The organism is Frankia gtarii (assembly GCF_025403375.1).
Taxonomy (GTDB): Bacteria; Actinomycetota; Actinomycetes; order Frankiales; family Frankiaceae; genus Frankia; species Frankia gtarii.
This window is the reverse complement of record NZ_JAMPTM010000502.1, coordinates 1-1,923: the sequence shown is the minus strand read 5'-3', so window position 1 is coordinate 1,923 and position 1,923 is coordinate 1. Positions and strand designations below refer to the sequence as shown.

1 protein-coding gene, 1 tRNA gene and 1 pseudogene are annotated in these 1,923 nt (G+C 74.5%); 1 reads left to right on the top strand and 2 read right to left on the bottom strand.

Annotated elements, in window-relative coordinates; genetic code table 11:
- Both NBZ83_RS33545 and NBZ83_RS31860 read right to left on the bottom strand, forming a co-directional pair.
- A pseudogene (locus tag NBZ83_RS33545) lies at positions 1-135 on the bottom strand (FHA domain-containing protein FhaB/FipA); the annotation flags it as partial.
- Positions 136-141: 6 nt separating this feature from the next.
- Positions 142-1,476 (bottom strand): FhaA domain-containing protein, encoded by a 1,335-nt coding sequence (locus NBZ83_RS31860; protein ID WP_261566087.1) that lies wholly within the window; start codon positions 1,474-1,476, stop codon positions 142-144.
- 159 nt (positions 1,477-1,635) lie between these two features.
- Here NBZ83_RS31860 and NBZ83_RS31855 point away from each other — a divergent pair.
- A tRNA-Leu gene (locus NBZ83_RS31855) sits at positions 1,636-1,718 on the top strand.
- Positions 1,719-1,923 lie beyond the last annotated feature (205 nt).

The following is a 1,923-nucleotide window of genomic DNA, read 5'->3' as shown; positions in this document are numbered from 1 at the left end:
CTGCTGGCGCTTCGTCGGGCCGAACATGTCCAGCCGGACGGCGCGCACGGCGACGAGGACGAATCCCCACAGCAGGGCCAGAAAGCCAATCTTGACGATCAGCAGGACGAGTTCGCTGGGCTCGGTCGGATCCATCGGCTGCTACCAGCTCCGATCCGGCCGCGCCCGCCCGCGCCCGCCGTCGCCCGGCCGCGGCAGGTCGGGCTGGCCCGGCAGGCGCGTTTGCGCGTCGTACACGTCGTCCAACGCTTCGAGGCCGCTGTCGGACCCCGCCTCGCCGCGCGCGGGCTGGCCCGGTTCGCGATCGGCGGCGTCCTCGCGATAGGAGCCCGGCCGGCGGGGAGCGTCGTCGCGGCGGTCCCGCGGATCACGGCCGTACGGGTCGCGCCCGCCGCCGCGGCCCAGGTCCCTGGGGTCCGGGCCCCGAGGGTCCGGGTCCCGGCGGGGCGGGCGGGCCTGGTCACGAGCCCGGCCGCCATCGGGCGTGCGGTCGCGGTAGCCGGGGTCACTGCCCGCCCGGGCGGGGCGGTCCCGGTGCGGGTCCGTCGGGTAGGGCTGGCCACCGCGCGGCTCACGCTCGGCGTACGGGTCCGCCCGGCCTACGCGCGGGGACGAGCCCCGCCGATACGGGTCGTCCGGCGCGGGCGTGGGGCGCCGGTCCGGCGGGGCCGTCGCCCGCTGCCCGACCCGCTCCGGCGGGGGGGTGGCCCGCGAGGGCGACCGGCTCGCGCCGACGCCTCGGCCGTCCTCGCGGCGGAACATGATGGTCGCGGTGCCGAGCTCGATCCGGTCCCCGCTGACGAGCTTGACCTGGGTGGCCGCGCGGCCGTTGACGAGGCTGCCGTTCGTCGAGCCGGCGTCGACATAGAGGAACTGCCCGTCCGGCAGCCGGCGGATCTCCCCGTGTCGCCGGGACACCCCGGTGTCGTTCAGACGGATGTCGCATTCGACGCTGCGCCCGATGACGGTGGTCTCGGCGTCCAGCGGGTACTCCCGCTCCCCGCCGCCACCCGTCCCGCCCGGGGCCTTCGTCGTGATCAGTAGATGGGGAGTGCCGGGCGCGCTCGGGCGCGGGCGGCCGCGACGCCCGCTCACCACCCCCGGATCCGCCGCCGCCACGCTGCTGCGGATCCGGAAGACGCCGACGTCGAGGTCGGCCGCCTCGGACATTCGGACGGACACCGGGCCGACGAAGGTGTATCGCTGCTCGGCAGCATGCTCGCGGACCATCTCGGCCAGCTCGTCGCACAGCGCCCGGTCGTACGGGGAGAGTCGGGCGAAGTCGCCGCTGGCGAGCTCCACGGCGAACTCGTTGGGCACCAGCACGCGGTTGGAGCTGACCGCGCGGCGGTCGTCGGTCTCCCGGGCCAGCGCGCTGGCGATCTCCACGGGCTCGACCCCGCCCTTGAACACCTTGGCGAACGCACCCTCGACGAGGCCGCCCAGGCGCCGTTCGAAGCGTTGTAGCACGCCCATGCTCGACCTCCCTTCTCCCGGTCTGTGAGATCGTATGCCCCCGGGCGTGGACGCCCCACGGCTTGGCTCTTGACATGTCCATCGCGGTTGGTGGCCCCCCGACGCAGCGGACATCTCCGGCGTGATAGCGTGTCCCCTGGTTAAGAGATAGTCCCACTCGGGCGAGTGGCGGAATGGCAGACGCGCACGGTTCAGGTCCGTGTGTCCTAGCGGACGTGGGGGTTCAACTCCCCCCTCGCCCACGTCAGCCCCTACCGGAGCATGCTGCGCCGGTAGGGGCTTCCTTTATTTTGCCGGGGGGGCCGAGCCCCCCACGGTCGGACCCTCGCGGTGGCCCGGAGCCCCCACGGACGAATCCTCGCGGTGGCCCGAGCCCCCCACGGTCGAACCCTCGCGGTGGCCTGGTCCCCCCACGGTCGAACCCCCCCAGGTGGGCTGGTCGGGTGG